Source organism: Flavobacterium sp. LMO8, from assembly GCF_009495755.1.
Classification (GTDB): Bacteria; Bacteroidota; Bacteroidia; order Flavobacteriales; family Flavobacteriaceae; genus Flavobacterium.
Genome location: NZ_WIBJ01000025.1, coordinates 25,413 through 44,130 on the forward strand (window position 1 = coordinate 25,413; position 18,718 = coordinate 44,130).

At 32.3% G+C, this 18,718-nt stretch carries 26 protein-coding genes and 1 tRNA gene; 13 read left to right on the forward strand and 14 right to left on the reverse strand.

What is annotated here, in order from left to right; translation table 11 throughout:
- Positions 1-62: 62 nt before the first annotated feature.
- Entirely contained in the window at positions 63-1,157 is a 1,095-nt protein-coding gene (ychF, locus tag GFJ94_RS03205) for a redox-regulated ATPase YchF (protein ID WP_153200150.1), read from the reverse strand.
- A gap of 152 nt (positions 1,158-1,309) precedes the next feature.
- Positions 1,310-1,660 (reverse strand): 4Fe-4S dicluster domain-containing protein, encoded by a 351-nt coding sequence (locus GFJ94_RS03210; RefSeq protein WP_008253861.1) that lies wholly within the window; start codon positions 1,658-1,660, stop codon positions 1,310-1,312.
- 137 nt (positions 1,661-1,797) lie between these two features.
- On the opposite strand from GFJ94_RS03210, the gene GFJ94_RS03215 reads away from it, so the two are divergent.
- The 6 genes from GFJ94_RS03215 (at position 1,798) to GFJ94_RS03240 (ending at position 6,619) form a co-directional block, all read left to right on the forward strand.
- A complete protein-coding gene (locus GFJ94_RS03215; protein ID WP_153200151.1) occupies positions 1,798-2,856 on the forward strand; it encodes an acyl-CoA reductase in 1,059 nt (352 codons plus the stop codon).
- Positions 2,857-3,090: 234 nt separating this feature from the next.
- Complete coding sequence (serC, locus tag GFJ94_RS03220) at positions 3,091-4,161, forward strand: 3-phosphoserine/phosphohydroxythreonine transaminase (protein ID WP_153200152.1); 1,071 nt, start codon at positions 3,091-3,093, stop codon at positions 4,159-4,161.
- Between the two features lie 62 nt (positions 4,162-4,223).
- Positions 4,224-5,180, forward strand: a complete 957-nt coding sequence (locus GFJ94_RS03225; RefSeq protein WP_153200153.1) for a D-2-hydroxyacid dehydrogenase — start codon at positions 4,224-4,226, stop codon at positions 5,178-5,180.
- 38 nt (positions 5,181-5,218) lie between these two features.
- A complete protein-coding gene (locus GFJ94_RS03230; protein WP_153200154.1) occupies positions 5,219-5,773 on the forward strand; it encodes a DUF937 domain-containing protein in 555 nt (184 codons plus the stop codon).
- Positions 5,774-5,851: 78 nt separating this feature from the next.
- Positions 5,852-6,283: a DUF6146 family protein gene (locus GFJ94_RS03235; RefSeq protein ID WP_153200155.1), complete on the forward strand. Its 432-nt coding sequence runs from the start codon at positions 5,852-5,854 to the stop codon at positions 6,281-6,283.
- Positions 6,284-6,286: 3 nt separating this feature from the next.
- Complete coding sequence (locus GFJ94_RS03240) at positions 6,287-6,619, forward strand: DUF6787 family protein (protein ID WP_153200156.1); 333 nt, start codon at positions 6,287-6,289, stop codon at positions 6,617-6,619.
- A 10-nt stretch (positions 6,620-6,629) separates the two neighbouring features.
- Here the strand turns inward: GFJ94_RS03240 and GFJ94_RS03245 are convergent, their stop codons facing one another.
- The 3 genes from GFJ94_RS03245 to msrA are packed head-to-tail and all read right to left on the reverse strand — an operon-like array spanning position 6,630 to position 8,203.
- A complete protein-coding gene (locus GFJ94_RS03245) occupies positions 6,630-6,944 on the reverse strand; it encodes a hypothetical protein (RefSeq protein WP_153200157.1) in 315 nt (104 codons plus the stop codon).
- 47 nt (positions 6,945-6,991) lie between these two features.
- Positions 6,992-7,660, reverse strand: coding sequence for a GTP cyclohydrolase I FolE (folE, locus tag GFJ94_RS03250; RefSeq protein WP_153200158.1), 669 nt, complete (start codon positions 7,658-7,660; stop codon positions 6,992-6,994).
- Between the two features lie 15 nt (positions 7,661-7,675).
- Entirely contained in the window at positions 7,676-8,203 is a 528-nt protein-coding gene (gene msrA / locus GFJ94_RS03255) for a peptide-methionine (S)-S-oxide reductase MsrA (protein WP_203228642.1), read from the reverse strand.
- A gap of 280 nt (positions 8,204-8,483) precedes the next feature.
- Here msrA and GFJ94_RS03260 point away from each other — a divergent pair, with 280 nt between their 5' ends.
- Together GFJ94_RS03260 and GFJ94_RS03265 are read left to right on the forward strand one after the other, a co-directional pair.
- The gene (locus tag GFJ94_RS03260) at positions 8,484-9,149 is read left to right on the forward strand and encodes an ABC transporter ATP-binding protein (protein ID WP_153200160.1); all 666 of its coding nucleotides are present in this window, start codon (positions 8,484-8,486) and stop codon (positions 9,147-9,149) included.
- 103 nt (positions 9,150-9,252) lie between these two features.
- On the forward strand, positions 9,253-10,017 hold the full coding sequence (locus GFJ94_RS03265) for a TIGR02757 family protein (RefSeq protein ID WP_153200161.1): 765 nt from the start codon (positions 9,253-9,255) through the stop codon (positions 10,015-10,017).
- A 31-nt stretch (positions 10,018-10,048) separates the two neighbouring features.
- Here GFJ94_RS03265 and GFJ94_RS03270 read toward each other — a convergent pair.
- Positions 10,049-10,122, reverse strand: a tRNA-Ala gene (locus tag GFJ94_RS03270).
- A gap of 92 nt (positions 10,123-10,214) precedes the next feature.
- Between GFJ94_RS03270 and GFJ94_RS03275 the strand changes: the two genes are divergently transcribed.
- From GFJ94_RS03275 to GFJ94_RS03295, 5 genes are all read left to right on the forward strand, one after another.
- Positions 10,215-10,787: a pentapeptide repeat-containing protein gene (locus tag GFJ94_RS03275; protein ID WP_153200162.1), complete on the forward strand. Its 573-nt coding sequence runs from the start codon at positions 10,215-10,217 to the stop codon at positions 10,785-10,787.
- A gap of 126 nt (positions 10,788-10,913) precedes the next feature.
- Positions 10,914-11,492 (forward strand): cytochrome b/b6 domain-containing protein, encoded by a 579-nt coding sequence (locus GFJ94_RS03280; protein WP_153200210.1) that lies wholly within the window; start codon positions 10,914-10,916, stop codon positions 11,490-11,492.
- 174 nt (positions 11,493-11,666) lie between these two features.
- On the forward strand, positions 11,667-12,203 hold the full coding sequence (locus GFJ94_RS03285; protein ID WP_153200163.1) for a DUF2975 domain-containing protein: 537 nt from the start codon (positions 11,667-11,669) through the stop codon (positions 12,201-12,203).
- A gap of 3 nt (positions 12,204-12,206) precedes the next feature.
- Positions 12,207-12,413, forward strand: coding sequence for a helix-turn-helix transcriptional regulator (locus GFJ94_RS03290; protein WP_153200164.1), 207 nt, complete (start codon positions 12,207-12,209; stop codon positions 12,411-12,413).
- A gap of 88 nt (positions 12,414-12,501) precedes the next feature.
- Entirely contained in the window at positions 12,502-12,816 is a 315-nt protein-coding gene (locus tag GFJ94_RS03295) for an HPF/RaiA family ribosome-associated protein (protein ID WP_153200165.1), read from the forward strand.
- A gap of 40 nt (positions 12,817-12,856) precedes the next feature.
- Here GFJ94_RS03295 and GFJ94_RS03300 read toward each other — a convergent pair whose 3' ends face one another.
- From GFJ94_RS03300 to GFJ94_RS03335, 8 genes are all read right to left on the reverse strand, one after another.
- Positions 12,857-13,351: a hypothetical protein gene (locus GFJ94_RS03300; RefSeq protein WP_153200166.1), complete on the reverse strand. Its 495-nt coding sequence runs from the start codon at positions 13,349-13,351 to the stop codon at positions 12,857-12,859.
- Positions 13,352-13,503: 152 nt separating this feature from the next.
- The gene (locus GFJ94_RS03305) at positions 13,504-13,791 is read right to left on the reverse strand and encodes an antibiotic biosynthesis monooxygenase (RefSeq protein WP_153200167.1); all 288 of its coding nucleotides are present in this window, start codon (positions 13,789-13,791) and stop codon (positions 13,504-13,506) included.
- Positions 13,792-13,998: 207 nt separating this feature from the next.
- Positions 13,999-14,772: a nucleoside triphosphate pyrophosphohydrolase gene (gene mazG, locus GFJ94_RS03310; RefSeq protein WP_153200168.1), complete on the reverse strand. Its 774-nt coding sequence runs from the start codon at positions 14,770-14,772 to the stop codon at positions 13,999-14,001.
- 140 nt (positions 14,773-14,912) lie between these two features.
- Positions 14,913-15,344, reverse strand: a complete 432-nt coding sequence (locus tag GFJ94_RS03315; protein WP_153200169.1) for a DUF5606 domain-containing protein — start codon at positions 15,342-15,344, stop codon at positions 14,913-14,915.
- 115 nt (positions 15,345-15,459) lie between these two features.
- Positions 15,460-16,047, reverse strand: a complete 588-nt coding sequence (def, locus tag GFJ94_RS03320) for a peptide deformylase (protein WP_153200170.1) — start codon at positions 16,045-16,047, stop codon at positions 15,460-15,462.
- 94 nt (positions 16,048-16,141) lie between these two features.
- Positions 16,142-16,552 (reverse strand): Holliday junction resolvase RuvX, encoded by a 411-nt coding sequence (ruvX, locus tag GFJ94_RS03325; RefSeq protein ID WP_153200171.1) that lies wholly within the window; start codon positions 16,550-16,552, stop codon positions 16,142-16,144.
- A gap of 31 nt (positions 16,553-16,583) precedes the next feature.
- Complete coding sequence (locus GFJ94_RS03330; RefSeq protein WP_153200172.1) at positions 16,584-17,039, reverse strand: META domain-containing protein; 456 nt, start codon at positions 17,037-17,039, stop codon at positions 16,584-16,586.
- A gap of 160 nt (positions 17,040-17,199) precedes the next feature.
- Complete coding sequence (locus tag GFJ94_RS03335) at positions 17,200-18,681, reverse strand: malate:quinone oxidoreductase (RefSeq protein ID WP_153200173.1); 1,482 nt, start codon at positions 18,679-18,681, stop codon at positions 17,200-17,202.
- Between the last annotated feature and the right edge of the window lie 37 nt (positions 18,682-18,718).

An 18,718-nucleotide genomic window follows, 5' to 3' on the forward strand; every position in this document is an offset into this window, starting at 1 on the left:
ACCGCTGAATTGCTTCAACGGTTTTGTCTATTTTCTATATTCTGTTTTCTATATTCTCAACATTATACATTAAAACGGAAATGCATCACATCGCCATCTTTTACGATGTATTCTTTTCCTTCTACTCTTAACTTTCCAGCTTCTTTTACTTTAGCTTCTGAACCGTAGTTTGAGAAATCTTCAAATGCAATCACTTCGGCACGGATGAATCCTTTTTCAAAATCGGTATGGATAACTCCAGCTGCTTTTGGTGCTGTATCTCCGATGTTAATAGTCCAAGCGCGAACTTCTTTAACTCCAGCCGTGAAATACGTTTGCAATTTTAATAATTTGTAGGCGGCACGAATTAACACTGCCGAACCTGGCTCAGTTAATCCCATATCTTCTAAGAATACTTGACGCTCTTCGTAGCTTTCTAATTCGGTAATATCTGCTTCTGCTCCTACTGAAAGAATGATTACTTCTGCTTGCTCGTCTTTTACTAATTCACGAACTTGGTCTACATATTTGTTTCCGTTTACAGCTGAAGCTTCGTCAACATTACAAACATATAAAACTGGTTTTGTAGTGATTAGTTGGAATTCTTCCATCATATCCACCTCATCTTGATTTTGAGGAACCACAGTACGAGCCGATTTTGCTTCCATCAAAGTCTGACGAATTCTATCTAACAATGCTTTTTCAGCTTGTGCTTCTTTGTTTCCAGTTTTTGCTGCACGATTGGTTTTTTCCAAACGTTTTTCAACTGTTTCTAAGTCTTTTAATTGCAATTCGATATCAATGGTTTCTTTATCGCGAATTGGATTTACATTTCCATCAACGTGAACAATGTTATCGTTATCAAAACAACGTAAAACGTGAATAATGGCATTACATTCTCTAATGTTTCCTAAGAATTGATTTCCTAAACCTTCTCCTTTACTTGCTCCTTTTACCAAACCTGCAATATCTACGATATCTACTGTCGCCATTTGAACACGCTCAGGTTTAACCAATTCCTCTAAACGAGCAATACGTGGATCTGGAACGTTTACCACACCAATATTTGGCTCAATAGTACAAAACGGAAAGTTCGCACTTTGCGCTTTAGCGTTTGACAAACAATTAAATAAAGTTGATTTTCCAACATTTGGTAATCCTACAATTCCTGCTTTCATATCTATTTGATATTTTTTTTAAGTGATATGTAACGCAAAGCGTTTCATTCTGAATGTAATTTTTAAAAGTGTGCAAATATACTTCTATTAATCGAAAAAAATAATAAAATCAAAAAAGACAAAAAAAATCCCGAAATAAATCGGGAAAAATTTTATTCATTATGTAAAAACGATTGTCTGTTTAACAATGTTTCTTCGCTTTCTACATGATTATCATCTGGCACACAACAATCTACTGGACAAACCGCTGCACATTGTGGTTCTTCATGAAATCCTTTACATTCGGTACATTTACCTGGAACGATATAATAAATATCATCTGAAACAGGCGTTTGTGCTGCATCTGAATCAACTTCTGTTCCATCTGGTAAAATTACTTTACCGCTTAATTTTGTACCATCTTTCCATCTCCAATCATCTGCACCTTCATAAATTGCTGTATTTGGACATTCAGGCTCGCAAGCTCCGCAGTTGATACATTCGTCAGTTATAATAATTGCCATTACTTTAAGTTTAATTGTTTATAAGTTGAATTATTTAAAAGTTGCTAGTCTTATTAATTCAAACTTTTGGCTAATGCCTTTTCACTTCCTATCTTTGTGCAAAAATACAACGTATACTAAATAAAAACAAGTTACAAATGTTACAATTTGAAATAAAATCGAGTTTTGTTGAATTAGGGAATTTCTTACGTCAATTTTCTGAAGAAGGAAACGTTAAATCGGCATCGATTTTACACAACGATTTGTTCTTTGATGGCTTTAAAAATTTGATTGCACTTTCGCAATCTCACAACGGTTGGTTTACACCTGAACACGTTTTGTTTAGCATACAATCTTGGGCAAAAGCCTTAACAGAAGACAACCTAAATAAGTGGCTTTCCAACTATGATTTCTCAAAAATTGAACCTAAAAAAGTAGGCTTAATTTTAGCAGGAAATATCCCGTTAGTGGGTTTTCATGATTTTCTATCGGTGTTGATTTCTGGTCATGATGTATTGGTAAAAACCTCATCAAACGACCAACATTTATTAAAATTTTTAGCGAATTATTTAATTGCAGTTCAACCAAAACTTAACTCAAAAATAACGTTTGTTGAAGGAAAATTAGAAGGTTTTGATGCTGTAATTGCCACCGGAAGCAACAACACAGCTCGTTATTTTGAATATTATTTCAAAGACAAACCAAGTATCATTCGTAAAAACAGAAATTCGGTTGCCGTATTAAATGGAACGGAATCGCATGAAGATTTAGTAGGTTTAGGTGAAGATATTTTTAGATATTTTGGTTTGGGATGCAGAAATGTTTCTAAACTTTTTGTTCCAAAAGGGTACAATTTTGATAATTTCTTTAAAGCTATGTACGAATATCGTGATGTCATACAGTATGAAAAATACGCGAACAATTACGATTACAACAAAGCGGTTTTCTTGATGAGTAATTTCCAATTATTGGATAATGAGTTTTTAACGATTAAAGAAGATTCAAGCTACTCCTCGCCTATTTCGTCTGTGTTTTATGAATTCTATGAAAGTTTAGAAGACATCAAAAGTCGATTAGAAAATGATTCAGAACAAATTCAATGTGTGGTTTCTAATAATTTAATTCCAAATTCTATAGCTTTTGGTCTAACCCAACAACCAAAACTTTGGGATTATGCGGATAATGTAGATACATTGGCATTTTTAAATAGTTTGTAATATGAAAATTTCAAAAATCATCAAAATTCAAAAAGAAAAAGAAATACACAAACACGAACCCAATTTTAATTTGGAAGCAAAAGTGAATTCCAATCGTAAAACGTTAAAAAAGAAGAAATAAAATTGCGAAAACGTTTTTGTTAATAACCTCTTATAATTATTAGTAAATTGTTTTAAGTTATTTGTTTAAGAATTCCGAAATTTGCTTTTTTAAATAAAATAACTACAACTACAATGAAAAAACACAACTACAGTGCAGGTCCTTGTATACTACCACAAGAAGTATTCGAAAAATCGGCACAAGCTATTTTAGATTTCAATAATTCAGGATTATCTATTTTAGAAATTTCTCACCGAAGTAAAGATTTCGTAGCCGTTATGGACGAAGCTAGAGCTTTAGTTTTAGAGCTTTTAAACTTAGAAGGCAAAGGATACGAAGTATTATTTTTAGGTGGTGGAGCCAGTTTAGAATTTTTAATGGTACCTTATAATTTAATGAAAGTTGACGGAAAAGCAGCTTACTTAGATACAGGAACTTGGGCTAGTGGAGCAATTAAAGAAGCCAAACATTTTGGAGAAACAGTTGTAGTTGCCTCTTCAAAATCAGAAAATTACAATCATATTCCAAAAGGATATACTATCCCTGCTGATGCTGATTATTTTCACTGTACTAGTAACAATACTATTTTTGGAACCCAAATGAAATCGTTTCCTGAAGTAAATGTTCCTTTAGTGTGTGATATGAGTTCAGATATTTTTTCACGTGTATTAGATTTTTCAAAATTTGATTTAATTTATGCCGGAGCACAAAAAAACATGGGTCCAGCAGGTGCAACATTAGTGGTTGTAAAAACTGAAATCTTAGGAAAAACGGGTAGAACAATACCAAGTATTTTAGATTATAAACAGCATGTAGATAAAGAAAGTATGTACAATACGCCACCTGTATTCCCAGTATATGCTTCTCTTTTAACGTTACAATGGTTGAAAAAAATAGGTGGAATTGCTGCAATTGAAAAAATCAACGAAGCAAAAGCAAATTTACTTTACACTGAAATCGATAGAAATCCATTATTTAAAGGCGCAGCAGTTAAAGAAGATAGAAGTAACATGAATGTAACTTTCTTATTAAATGATGATGCACATCAAGAAAAATTTGATGCTATGTGGAAAGCGGCTGGAATTTCTGGATTACCAGGACATCGTTCTGTTGGTGGATATAGAGCTTCAATGTACAATGCTTTACCATTAGAAAGCGTTCAAGTTTTAGTTGATGTAATGCAAGAATTAGAGAAAAATATTTAATAAAAATTACGGTTTAGATTTTCTTTTAAACTTCTAAACTATAAACTCATAAACATTAAAAAATGAAAGTTTTAGCAAACGACGGAATTTCTAAAAGCGGAATAAAAGCTTTAGAAAAAGGTGGATTTGAAGTAATTACAACAAAAGTAGCACAAGAGCAAGTTGCTAACTACATAAACGAACATGATGTAAAAGTAATTTTAGTACGTAGTGCAACTAAAGTTCGTCAGGATATTATTGATGCTTGTCCAGGATTAAAAATCATTGGTCGTGGTGGAGTAGGAATGGATAATATAGATGTTGATTATGCTCGTAGCAAAGGATTACATGTAATTAATACGCCTGCTTCTTCATCTGAAAGCGTTGCAGAATTAGTATTTGCACACCTATTTACGGGTGTTCGTTTTTTACATGATGCCAATAGAAACATGCCATTAGAAGGTGATACTAATTTTGACGGATTAAAAAAAGCTTATGCTAATGGAATTGAATTAAGAGGAAAAACATTAGGTATTATTGGCTTTGGAAGAATTGGTCAAGCTGTTGCTAAAATGGCCTTAGGACTTGGCATGAAAGTTATTGCTGCAGATAAATATGTAAATGAAGCTGTAATTAGAGTTGATTTTTACAACGGTCAGTTTATTAATGTTGATATTATAACTGAGCCTTTAGAAGATATTTTTAAACATTCAGATTTTATTACTTTACATGTCCCTGCTCAAGATGGTTATGTAATTGGCAAAGAAGAATTTGAAATTTTAAAAGACGGAGTAGGAATTGTTAACTGTGCACGAGGTGGAGTAATTGATGAAGTTGCATTATTAACAGCATTAGATAATAACAAAGTATTATTTGCAGGATTAGATGTTTTTGAAAACGAGCCAAATCCTGAAATTCAAATTTTAATGCATCCAAAAATTTCTTTAACTCCACATATTGGAGCAGCAACTGGTGAAGCTCAAGATAGAATTGGAACTGAACTAGCAGAACAAATTATAAGCCTTTTAAAAAACAATTAATTTTTGTACCTTAGTTGTCCAACTAAAATCAAAAAAATATGTTTGATCAACTCTCAGAATTAGTAAATCAATTTGGTGGCGAAGCTGTCGTAAACAATCCAGCAGTGCCAAATGAACAAAATGATGCTGTAATGCAAGAAGCCGGAGGCTCTATCCTTTCGGGTTTACAAGATATGGTTGCTAATGGTAACATTGGTGATTTAACAGGAATGTTAACTGGAAAAAACCCAATTGATGGAAACAACTCAGTTGTAAAACAATTGTCTGAAAAAGTTACTGGAAACTTAGGTGAAAAATTTGGTTTATCATCTGATGCTGCTGGAAGTGTTGCTAGTGGCTTAATTCCTCAAATTTTAGGAGGATTAGTTAATAAAGCTAAAGATCCAAACCAACCTGGATTTAACATGAACGACTTAGTAAGTGCAATTTCTGGTGGAAATGGTGGCGGATTAATGGATGCTGTTACTAAATACGGAGGTCAATTTGGTTTAGATCAAAATAACGATGGAAAAGTTGATATGGGTGATGCAATGTCTGCCGTTACAAAAAAAGGCGGATTAGGTGGCCTTTTAGGAAAATTATTCGGAAAGTAATATCTTTTATATAATAGTTAAAAGCATCGGCAATGTCGGTGCTTTTTTTTATCTTTATATTTTTAAAACTAATTTGCTATGAAACGAATTCTTGTTGTTTTATTTGCTGTTTTTTCTTTTCTATTTGCATGTAATGTTTCGCAGGATAAAAAAAGTTTTGATGATAAACCAAAACTAGAAAGCGATACAATTCGTATATCAAACAAAGAATTAGAATATGATATAATTATAATTGATCCTGGTTTTACCAATTGGTTTAATACCTTTGCAAAACCCAGAAATTATTACTCTCAGGCTTATATGGAAGCTCGGAATATAATTTGGGTTTTAGAATGGAACAGAAGATTTCAATTACCAAATCAATATAATCGTGATTTATATGAAATGCGAATTGATTATGACACAAGCACAAATTACGGTTACGAAGTAAATTATATGCTTTATAACTATTTGATATATTTTCAATTAACCTACAAACAACAATTAGGAGGCTATTCTCCAAGAATTTAATTTATGAACAAACTAAAAAAACGTTGGAATGTAACCTCAAATTGGCAATTGGTTATCATTTTTATAGTATTTGCTATTACTGGCTCAACAGCTGCTTATTTATCCAAACCTGTAACTTCTGCGTTAGGAATTACAAAAGAAAATTTATCTCTTTGGTTATATTGGCCTTTAAGACTATTAATTATTTTTCCTGTTTATCAAGTAATGTTAGTCTTTATTGGAGCCATCTTTGGACAATTTGCATTCTTTTGGGAATTTGAAAAGAAAATGCTAGATAGAATGAAATTAGGTTTTATAGGAGAATATGTAGATTCAAAATTAAAAAAGGAGCAATAAAGCTCCTTTTTTAATTTTGTCCTTTTCCGTCTTTGATGACGTATGTGTAAAACCAAGTTATGGTAAATGTTGGTACAAAGTCTATAAACGGAACCAACTCTTCAATAAAGCCAAAAACTCCGGCTAATTTCCCAATAGTTCCTTTATACATTGTTATTAATAATATTCCTGAAATAGGTGCCCAAACTAAATCGGTTACTTCTGCAAATACAGGAACTACATAAGACAACATTCCTATTCCATCAAACAACAAACTCAAAATTAATTTCGAAGTTTTATCGCTTTTTACGGGTTGAACTGGATTATTAATTGCTTTTTCTATCATTTCTTATTTTGTAAATTCTATTACGAATATACAAAATAGATGCCAAATTATTCTTTGTGAATCATTTTATAAAAATCGTCACGGAATTCTTTCTGATTAAAAACACCACCATACTGCAAAGTTGATGTATAACTGCTTTCGTCTTTAATGCCACGACTCGAAACACATAAATGCGTTGCTTCCATCACCACAATCACATTATCAGTTTCTAAAACCGTTTTCAGTTCGTTGAAAATTTGCATAATCATTCGTTCTTGTACTTGTGGGCGTTTCGCATAATAATCTACAATACGATTCAGTTTAGATAAACCAATTACTTTTCCCGAAGAAACATAACCAATATGCGCTTTTCCAACAATCGGCAAAAAGTGATGCTCGCAAGTTGAGTTGAAACTGATATTCGCTTCCACCAACATTTTATCATACTGATACGAATTATCAAAAACCGAAATCTTTGGCTTATTCGCAGGATTCAACCCTGAAAATATTTCTTGCACAAACATTTTTGCCACACGATGCGGCGTTCCTTGCAAACTGTCATCAGTTAAGTCCAAACCTAACTCTTTCATGATGATTTCAAAATGGTGTTCAATAACTTCCATTTTTTGAGCATCTGATTTATAAAAAGCATCTGGTCGTAAAGGCGTTTCTGCAGATGTCATTTGATGATTGTCACCAATAATGTCGAATATTTCTTTTTCAATAGTAGTGTTCATAGCAATTTTCCCCTTCTATTTTAATTTCGATTTATAATACTTGCGTAATTTTTCTAATTTTGGTGCAATCACCATTTGACAATATCCTTGACTCGAGTTTTGATTGTAATAATTCTGGTGATACTCTTCTGCATTATAAAAAACAGTAGCCGAAGAGACTTTCGTTACAATCTTCTTATCGTATAACTTTTCTTTTTCTAATAATTGAATATAGTTTTCTGCTTTCGCTTTTTGAGCTTCCGAATGATAGAAAATCTCACTTCTGTATTGCGTTCCCACATCAGCACCTTGACGATTTAATGTTGTTGGATCGTGAGTTGCAAAGAAAACTTCTAATAAATCTTCATAGGCAACTTCATTCGGATTAAAAGTAATTTGAATCGCTTCTGCATGACCTGTTTCTCCCGTACAAATATCCTTGTAGGTTGGATTTTTAGTCTTTCCTCCAATATATCCCGAAACCACTTTCTCTACTCCTTTTATTTCAAGGAATACTGCTTCGGTACACCAAAAACAGCCTCCAGCAAATGTTGCAACTTCCATACCTTCTTTCACTTTTGTTTTAACAGGTTCTTTAAATTCTTCTTTTACGATTGGTTTTTCTTTAGCGGTACATGAACCAAAAAACAAACCCAAAACTAACGATAACCCTTTTAAACTATTTTTCATAAATTACATTCGTTTATTTTGTTTAACAAATTTAAACAAAAATTAAACATAAAAACTATTTTAACTAAACTTTATTATTTGAGATACGTGAATAGATTTAGAATAGTTTTTTTATTCGCAAAAAATCTTTGTTTCTTTGTAGAAATGTTCCATTATGATTACAGCTAAAAGTCTACATAAATATTACGATTCGCTTCATGTTTTAAAAGGAGTGAATTTGCACATCAAAAAAGGAGAAATCGTTTCTATTGTGGGTGCTTCGGGAGCAGGAAAAACGACTTTGCTACAAATTTTAGGTACTTTAGATTTACCTGCTAAGCAAAATGATACGATTTTAGAAATCAATGGAGCATCGGTTTTGAATTTAAAAGACAAAGAACTTTCTAAATTTAGAAACCAACATTTAGGTTTCATTTTTCAGTTTCACCAATTATTACCTGAATTTACAGCATTAGAAAATGTTTGTATCCCCGGATTTATAGCCAATCGCGATAAAAAAGAAGTGGAAAGCGAAGCTAAAAAACTCCTTTCTTATTTAGGTTTAGGCGAAAGAACGCATCACAAACCAAGCGAACTTTCAGGCGGAGAACAACAACGTGTTGCGGTTGCCAGAGCTTTAATCAATAAGCCTGCGGTTATTTTTGCCGATGAACCATCTGGAAATTTAGATACACATACAGCCGAAAACTTACACGATTTGTTCTTCAAATTGCGTGATGAATTTGGACAAACCTTCGTAATCGTTACTCATAACGAAGAATTAGCCAACATGGCAGATAGAAAACTAACGATGGTGGATGGGAATATTGTAAGTATCTAAATTGATAAACATATAAGTCACATAAGCTTAAATGAACTTTGAAAAGTTATTAAAAGTACATTTAAGTTTTTTCAGAACTTATATGACTTATATGTTAAAAAACATGACACAATCCGAGTTAAAAGATTTTCTAGACGAAAAAGTTGAATTATACAACAATCCTAATTTCATTGAAAGCGATCCGATTCAGATTCCACATTTGTATTCGGTGAAAGAAGATATTGAAATTGCAGGATTTCTTGCGGCTACTATCGCTTGGGGAAATCGAAAAATGATTATCAACAACGCCAAGAAGATGGTGGATTTGATGGGAAATTCGCCTTACGATTTTGTCATGAATCATTCGGAAACGCAATTAGAAGCGTTAGAAAATTTCGTTCATCGTACTTTTAACGGAAAAGATTTTGTGGGATTCATTAAAGGTTTACAACACATCTATCAAAACCATAGTGGATTAGAAGCGGTTTTTGACAAATACCAAGAAGAGGATTCTATGCAGAATTCAATTACAGAATTCAAAAAAATATTTTTTGAAATACCACATCTAACTAGAACTCAAAAACACGTTTCAGACCCAAGTAAAAATTCATCAAGCAAGAGAATAAACATGTGGCTTAGATGGAATTGCAGACAAGACAATAAAGGTGTCGATTTAGGCATTTGGAAAAACATTTCTCCTTCAAAACTATCTTGTCCGTTGGATGTGCATTCAGGAAATGTGGCTCGGAAATTAGAATTGCTAAGTCGCAAACAAAACGATGCCAAAGCTTTAGCGGAATTGGATGAAAATTTAAGAAAACTCGACCCGAAGGATCCTGTAAAATACGATTTTGCTTTATTTGGATTGGGCGTTTTTGAAGGGTTTTAAAACAAAAAATCCTGCCGAAACAGGATTCTTGTGGAGAAGATGGGGCTCGAACCCACGACCTCTTGACTGCCAGTCAAGCACTCTAGCCAACTGAGCTACATCCCCAAAATTTTCACGAATATAGTTTTTTTAAAGACATAAGTTTCTTTTTGAATCGATAAAAAATTAAAGTAGTTTTACATTTCTAAACTAAAACCATGCACGCAGATTACATTATCGACCAAAATTTCTCTGATATTACTTATGCTGAAAGCGATGTAAAATACAAAGAATACGAGAATTGCACGTTTACGAATTGCGATTTTAGAGCGTGTTCGTTTATTGCGGTAACATTTATAGATTGCAACTTTATCGATTGTAATTTTAGAGGTACAAAGATTAACCATGTGTCTTTGCGTGATGTTTGGTTTACGAAATGCGATTTTACTTCGGTGAATTTTGCTATGACGGATCAAATTTTATATGAGTTTCACTTCAAAGACAGCTTACTTGATTACGCACAATTCTACAGTTTGAAACTGAAGAAAATGCAATTCATCAATTGCAGTATGATTGCTGTTGATTTTATGGAAAGTGATTTATCGGAAGCCATGTTTGACAATTGCAATTTAAGACATGCTGTTTTCATAGGCACAACAGCTCACAAAACCGATTTTTCAACGAGTTATGATTTCATCATTGACCCTGAAAAAAACAAACTAAAACGCGCTGTTTTTTCTTCAGATAATTTAGCTGGACTTTTGAAAAAATATGATTTGGTGATTAAGTAATTTAAACGCAAAGACGCAAAGGATTTTCGCAAAGTTAACAAAAGTTAAATGCCTTTTTTGTTTCAATAAAATAGTTTAAAACTTTAAAACTATTCCCTACATTTGGGTAACATTAAACCTTATATTATGGAAACCCGAAATTATTCTAAAGTCTACCGTATTTTACATTGGTTGATAGCTTTTACTTTTCTTTTGTTGTTGCTGACTATTTTTTTACGCAAGACATGGATGGAAAAAAATCATGTGGCTGGAATAATTCAGGCGTTTTTAGCAGATAATGGTTATGCTCCTTTATCGCAAGATGATGCTATTGTATTGGCTAAAAAAATTAGAAAACCCATGTGGAACTGGCATATTTATTTTGGTTATGTATTAACCGGATTGTATTGTATTCGTTTAGCAGTGCCATTTTTTGGAGAAATGAAATTTTCTTCTCCTTTTAAAGTTGGATTAGATGCAAAAACCAAATTTCAATTTTGGGTTTATATTGTATTTTATATATGTACTTCTATTTCATTAATTACTGGTTTGTTTATTGAATTTGGCCCTAAAAATCTAAAAGACCCAATGGAAGAAATACACGTACTTTCGTTATACTATTTACTTGGATTTATGGTATTGCATTTTGGTGGTGTTTTATTTGCTGAATTTACCAACCAAAAAGGATTGATTTCAAGAGTGATTAGCGGAAGTAAAAAAGAATAATAATTACATTGATAGTAAAATGAAACTCCCAAAGTTAATTTTTGGGAGTTTTTTTATTCCCAAAGCCCAGTAGACACAACATTTTTAAAAATATTTATCTAAAATAACTAATTTTTTATTGTTTTTCAATAAATTTTTATTGAAATTTGTAATGTAATTTTAAACTTTGTAGTTATGTCAAAAACAAACAACTTCGTATTTTGGTTCTTATATGCTATAGCTTGGCTTATTTTTGTGGGCTTGTCTATTGAAGCGGGAGGCTTACTTGTTAATTTCTTTTTCAGCCATTATAATCCAGAAATTATTCAAAATCTGTATCAAAAGTTAGACTTAATGGCTATGTATAACGAGAGTAAATTAACTTTTTATGGTGTTTATAGCTTTATACTTATCATTTCTATTTTAAAAGCGGTACTATTTTATGCCGTAATTCATCTTATGCACAAAATGGATTTATCAAAACCGTTCAACACTTTTGTGGCAAAACAAATTTTACTTATTAGTTATTTCACCTTATCGATTGGAATATTAAGTCACATTGCCAGACAGATAGTCAATGGTTTAAAGCATCACGGTTTTGTTCCCTATAACTTAAACCAATTTTGGGCAGACAGCGGGGCTTTTATTTTAATGGGAGGTGTTATCTATATTATCGCGATTATCTTTAAAAAAGGGATCGATATTCAAAACGAAAACGACTTAACCGTATAACGTATGGCAATTGTAGTAAACTTAGATGTGATGATGGCGAAACGCAAAATGTCACTCAACGAACTTTCGGAAAAGGTAGATATTACGTTGGCTAATTTATCGATTTTGAAAACCGGAAAAGCAAAAGCCATACGTTTCAGTACGCTGGAAGCTATTTGTAAAGTGTTAGATTGTCAGCCGGGTGATATTTTGGAATATGTAGAAGATTAGCATTATGACTTTTTTAACGCAATTGAATTTGTAAAACTGAAAGAATATTCGTAACTTTAAGTAATTATTAATTTAATCCCTTAACGCTATGTTAGTTCAAATTCACACCGACAAAAATATTGAAGGCGGAAGCCGTTTTTCAGAATTCTTTACCAACGAAATTAAAAATGAATTAGCACGATTTGACGAAATTGTAACCCGAGTTGAAGTTCACATTACCGATGAAAACGGAAATAAATCTACTCCAAACGACAAAAAATGTGTCATTGAAGCCAAAGTAGAAAAAAAACAACCGATAGCCGTTACCGCAACTTCCGATAGCCCAGAAAAAGCTTTTTATGATGCATTAGAAAAAATCCAACGTGTTTTAGATACAACGGTAGAAAAAATTAAAGAACATTAAAATTAAAAAATCCCGAGCTCACACTCGGGATTTCTTGTAATTACTTTTTATTCTTCTTTTTTGCTTTTGACTTTTTCTTTTTGTCTTTTGCTTTCTGTTTTTTTGCTTTTTGAAGTGCTTTTTTCTTTTTCGCTTTCTTTTTTGCTTTTAATTTTGCTTTCTTCTTCGCTTTTTTCTCTTTTGCTTTTTCTTCGTCTTTCTTACTCATTTTGTCTTTTTTAGATTTATTTTTAAGTTTTTTACTTTTTTCTTTTTTCTCTTTTGGAGAAACAATCTCAGTAATTGGTTCTTCAACCGTTGTTTTTGCTACTGGAGCTTTTTTTACTTCTGGAGTTATTGGATTAACCAACTTTATTTGAGGTTCTTTAACAGCAACAATTGGTTTTTCAACTTTTTCTACTACTTTTTTAACAGGCACTTTTGGAGTAGTTGTTCTTTTTACAGGTGCTTTTTTAGCCGCTTCATTTAAGGGTGTTACAATTTCTTTTATATCTGAAGCGTCAGAATTAGTAATTTCTTTGTTATCTTTTATCATTTTATATATGTTTAATTATTGTTATTGTAATGTAAATTAATTGTTAACAAAAATAAACATTAAAACCATAAGTCAATGTTAAGTTTTCATTTCAACGAAAAACTTAACATTGGAAACAAAAAAACATAAAGACTCAGAATTTCATTTTTATTTTAAAACTCGTATTCTCGTTCTACTTTTGCAATTCTCACTTTATAATTTTTGTACCAAATAGTTTTGCCTTTTTCTTGCGCTTCTAAATGTTCCATATTTTCTTTCCAGTTTTTTATGGCTTTCAAGCTTTCCCAATACGAAACGGTAATTCCAATTTCGCTTCGTGCGCTATCCATACCTATAAATCCAGGTTGAGCTTTGGCTAATTCCACCATTTTTGTTGCCATTTCGGCATAACCGGCTTCTACTTCGGTTCTTGTAGAAGTAAAAATTACTGCGTAATACATGATTAAATTTTTAAATTATCGAATCGCTAATGTGTTCTTTGCAAAGTGCAACATCCAAAGCTTCGGACTAAAATTATAGACAACGTATTTCTATTGTGCCTATGTATTTAAACAAAAGATGCTTAACAGCATGACAAACTAAACGTTTAAACTAAACACTGAACACTAAACACTGAACACTAAACACTAAACACTGACCACTGAATACTACAACTTCTTCGCTTCTTCCCAAAAAACATTCATTTCTGCTAACGTCATGTCCATTAAAGGTTTGCTTAATTCGGTGGCTTTGCTTTCTAGATATTGGAAACGTTTGATGAATTTCTTATTCGTGCGTTCTAAAGCGTCTTCTGGGTTTACTTTTAAGAATCGAGCATAATTTATCATGGAGAATAAAACATCGCCAAATTCGGCTTCTATTTTGTCTTGATTGCCAGCTTGTACCTCAACTTGGAGTTCGTTTAGTTCTTCTTGCACTTTGTCCCAAACTTGGTGCGGTTCTTCCCAATCAAATCCTACGCCTTTTACTTTATCTTGAATGCGACTTGCTTTTACTAACGCAGGTAAACTTTTCGGCACACCTTCCAAAACTGATTTTTTGCCTTCTTTTAGTTTTAGTTTTTCCCAATTTTGCTTTACTTCTTCTTCGTCAGCCACTTCAACATCGCCATAAATATGCGGATGGCGATCGATTAATTTATCGCAAATGGAATTCGTTACATCGCCAATATCAAACGCATTGGTTTCGCTTCCAATTTTTGCATAAAACACAATGTGCAACAATACATCGCCCAACTCTTTCTTGATTTCCTGCAAGTCATTATCTAAAATGGCATCGCCTAATTCATAGGTTTCTTCAATCGTTAAATGACGTAGACTTTCAAATGTTTGCTTTTTATCCCACGGACATTTTTCGCGTAAATCGTCCATGATATCTAAAAGTCGGTTGAAAGCTTGAAGTTGTTGTTGGCGTGTGTTCATGATGTTGTTTTTTGTTTCAGGCTTCAAGTTTGAAATTGTTCTTGAAATTGAATTTGATTTTTGCACTTGTTCTTGCTTCTGTAAAAATAAAAAATCCCACGTGGAAAACGCAGGATTTTAAAGTATAATTTTTCCAAAGCTTATTCAGCAGCTGGAGTTTCTTCTTCTTTAACTTCTTTAGATAACGCTTCTAATGAAACGAAACCTTTAGGTTGTAACAAATTGTACCAGTTTAAGATTTTTTTGATGTCAGACGTATATACTCTGTCTTCATCAAATTCTGGTAAAATTTCTCTGAAGTATGCTTTTAATTTTGCATCGTCTTCTTTGTGAGACATTGCTAAACCGTCGTTTTCTTTGGTAGCAATTGCTTTGAAAACTTCTGCTAAACGTACTTCTTCTGAATACGTGTATACTGCAATTTCTGATAACAAACTTACGTTAGCTCTCATTCCTACAGTTATTTTTTTTCCGTCTAATAATGATTCGGCAACAAATCCTGTACGTGTTTGAATTTTTAATTCATATAAACCTGGTTTCCCAGAAATAGCTAATATTTTTTGAATGCTCATGTTTCTTAATTATTAAGGTTGGCAAATATATTATTTTAAAGTAAAAAGTGAAACGTAAAAAGTAAAAAGTTTAGTTAAAATAGCTATTTACTTTTCACTATTCACTAATCTCTAATTAACGTCCTTTTTTGTTTACGTATTTCATTTTATAATCGGGTCTTGCTTTACCATCCATAATGTTTTGCAATTTTTTCCCAATTAACTTCTTTTTCAACATCGACAAGTGATCGGTAAATAAAATTCCTTCGATGTGATCGTACTCATGTTGGATAACACGCGCGATTAAACCATCATATACTTCTGTCTTCTTATTGAAATCTTCGTCAAAATATTCAATCGTAATCGTATCATGACGAAAAACATCTTCACGCACATCTGGAATACTTAAACAACCTTCGTTGAATCCCCAAATATCGCCTTCTTCTTTGATGATTTTTGCATTAATGAACGTTTTTTTGAACTCTTTCATTAAAGCTGCTTCTTCTTTAGAAACGTCATCACTATCGCTAAAAGGTTCGGTATCTACAATAAACAAACGAATTGGCATACCAACTTGTGGAGCAGCCAAACCAACGCCATGCGCATGATACATAGTGTCATACATATTAGCTATTGTTTCTTTAAGATTCGGATATTCAGGAGTAATGTCCTCACAAACTTTGCGTAAAACTGGTTCTCCGTATCCGTATATTGGTAAAATCATAATTTATTTTTTTGTTTCAAGTTTCAGGTTTCAAGTTTCAAGTTTCAGGTTAAAACTTCCATCTTCCATCACCCAGCAATAAAATGCAAAAGTACTATTTTTTATAACGTAAATAATCTTGAAGTATAATTGTTGCGGCAATTTCGTCAACCATGGCTTTATTTTGGCGTTGTTTTTTATTTAAACCGCTATCAATCATGGTTTTAAACGCCATTTTAGAAGTAAAACGTTCATCTACTCTATTAACTGGGATTTCTGGAAAAGCTGCTTGGAATTTAGTAACAAAAGCATTGATAATTTCAGCACTTTGTGATGGTGTTCCGTCCATTTGTTTGGGTTCGCCAACAATTACACAAGCTACTTTCTCTTTCGAAAAATAATCTTTTAAAAACGCAATTGCCGTTTCGGATGGAATTGTGGTTAGCCCAAAAGCTATCATCTGGATTTCATCGGTAACGGCAATTCCTGTTCGTTTGATTCCGTAATCTATGGCTAAAATTCGCATTGTTGTTTATTTTCAACAAATATACGGTCATTTATCTGATAATTTCAAATTCGGCTAAAGGAGCCATTCGAGCTTTATTTAGTTTTAGCGTTTTACCATCGAAATTATAATTATCAGTCATTTCTAAAATTTTGGCTAATTCTTGTTCGGTTTCCATATCTTGACAAGCCATCATTGTTGAAGCTACTTTTGAGAATTTAATACGACTTACATCTTCCTGTAATTCAAAACTTCCTGCCATACTGTTACAACCTGCATAAGCGGAAAATCTTCCTTCTGGATTGAATGTAATTCCGTATTCTTTTTCAATATTTGGATCTTTCTTTACTACTTTACCGTTCATTTTAAGCAAGCGCCATTTAGAATTTTTAAGTTCTAAATTAACAACTTCTTCAGTTTTTGTTTCTTCTTTCACTTTTCCAGTTGCTATTTTGCAAGAAATAAAACTGAAAGCTATTATTCCTAAAATTAGAATACTTTTTTTCATGTTGTTTGCTTTTTGTGATTCATGTAAATTTACGATTTATTTATTAAATCAAAAAGAATTCCAAAATTCCAAATGCACATGCTTTTTTAGAAATATTTAAAATCACAACTACTAAAATCTAAATTAGTAGTAATAAAATCATAGTATACTTTTATATTTTTTATTCTTCTAATTGTAATATTTTCGCTGCATGAGTCTTAACTTGTTCAAATAGAGATTCGTTTTCATTTAATTGTTCTCCATATGAAGGAATCATTTGTTTGATTTTGGATTGCCATTCTTCTGAACTCATTTGTTTACAAAAACATCTCTCTAACAATTCAATCATAACAGATACGGCAGTTGAAGCACCTGGAGAAGCTCCTAATAATGCAGCAATTGAACAATCTGCAGACGACACAATTTCAGTTCCAAACTGTAAAACACCTTTTCCGTTTTCGTCTTTCTTAATAATTTGTACTCTTTTTCCAGCATGTTCTAATACCCAATCTTCCGCTTTTGCATTTGGAAAATATTCTTTTAATGCCTCAACACGCTCTTCATGTGATTGCATTACTTGCTCAATTAAGTACTTAGTTAACGGTATATTGTGTGCACCAGCATATAACATTGGCCAAAGATTACTTGTCTTTATAGATTTTAATAAATCAAAATAAGAACCTTTCTTTAAAAATTTTGTTGTAAATCCGGCATAAGGGCCAAATAACAATTCTTGCTTTCCACTAATAACTCGAGTATCTAAATGAGGGACAGACATTGGAGGTGCTCCAATTGCAGCTTTACCATACACTTTTGCATGATGCTTATTAATAATTTCTTCATTTGTGCATCGCAACCATTGCCCACTTACAGGAAATCCACCAAAACCTTTTCCTTCAAATATTTGAGATTTCTCTAAAAGGGGTAATGAACCGCCTCCAGCACCAATAAAAATAAATTTAGTTATAATTTTTCGGGTCTTTCCAGTATTTAAATCTTTAACTTTAACAACCCATTCGTTATCTTTGTTCTTTTTTAATTTAGATACTTCATGCTGAAAATACATGTTGATATTTTCTTGATTTTGTAGATATCTAAACATTTGACGAGTCAAGTTACCAAAATTCACATCGGTACCCCTCTTCATAAATGTTCCTGCAACTTGTTCGTCTTCATTTCTTCCTTCCATTACAAGTGGCATCCATTCCTTTAATTCTTTATGATCAACAGAAAATTTCATTTCTTTAAACAAAGAACACTCTGTCATCAACTTATATCTTTTCTTTAAAAAAGAAACATTATTTTTTCCCCAAACAAAACTTAAATGAGGAACCGTTTTAATAAATTTTTCTGGAGTTTTGATAAGGTCTTCTTTAACTAAAAAAGACCAAAATTGTCTCGAAACTTCAAATTGTTCTGCAATTTGTATGGCTTTTGAAATATTTACATTGCCCTTACTATCTTGTGGAGTATAATTTAATTCGCAAAAAGCAGAATGCCCTGTTCCTGCATTATTCCAAGCATCGGAACTTTCAGTTGAGGCAGCATCTAATTTCTCAAAAATTTCAATCGAAATATTGGGTTGTAATTGTTTTAACAACGTACCTAATGTAGCACTCATTATTCCTGAACCCACTAATACAATATCCGCTTTAACTTCCATAATTAAATGTTTTGTAAATTAAAAGCACAAAGATATT